The following is a 959-nucleotide window of genomic DNA, read 5'->3' on the forward strand; positions in this document are numbered from 1 at the left end:
GACCGTATCAACTCTTTGCAAGACGAAGACGTGTTGACAGGTACAAGCGCGAAAAACACATTGACTGCAACTTTGGGTAACTCCAACGACAACGGCGCAGAAACAATCACACCAACTTTGAACAACATGGACGTAGTTAATGTTGCTTTCACAGGTTCTGGTGACGGCGCAGTTAAAAACTTGGACTTGCAAGATGCAACTCGCGTAAGCGAAGTAAACATCAGCCGCGTTGCTTCTACTTCTAACATTGCTCGTATCGAAAACGTACAATCTGTATTGAGCAAAATGTCTGTGAAGAACTCTAACGCAAACAATGCTGGCACAATCGAATTCTCTTTCGGTACAGACGTACTGAAAGGCGACAATGCTGGTACATTGGAAGTGTCTAACGTTCAAGTTGGTACAATCAATGTTGGTCAAAACATCTCTACAGGTGGTTCTGGCGTTAATGCAAACAGCTATGAAACATTGACATTGAACAGCGTTGGTAGCGCTAACACAATTGGCACATTGAACTTGCCAATGGACACAGGTACAGCAGGTAAAGTCGTTATCACTGGCGACAAAAACTTGAACTTGTCTTCTGCTACAACGATCAACAGCGCAACTGTAACAACTAACATTGAAGCAACAAACTTCAGTGGTGGTATCTCTGGCGCGAACGGCCGTTTGACTGCAATCGACGCATCTGCATTCACAGGTAACCTGACTTTGAACATCGGTAACGGTACATTCACAACAGGTAAAGCAGATACATCTGGTGTTGTACAAAACGTGACTATCACTGGTGGTAAAGGTAACGATACTTTCTACTTGGCTGACACAATCCAAGCTGGCGACAGCTTGACTGGTGGCGACGGTACAGATACGTTGACAATCGTGAACGGCGGTAACATCACTTCTGGTGCAACTGGTTCTAGCATCGTCACAAAAGTTGAAGCGTTGAACGTGTTCATGAA

1 protein-coding gene is annotated in these 959 nt (G+C 44.7%); it reads left to right on the forward strand.

The window, feature by feature from the left end:
• On the forward strand, positions 1-959 hold a 959-nt coding region (locus tag KDM92_RS18195), incomplete at both ends, for a hypothetical protein (protein ID WP_212685778.1).

This window comes from Affinundibacterium baiyunense, assembly GCF_018139645.1.
GTDB lineage: Bacteria > Pseudomonadota > Gammaproteobacteria > Burkholderiales > Burkholderiaceae_D > Undibacterium > Undibacterium baiyunense.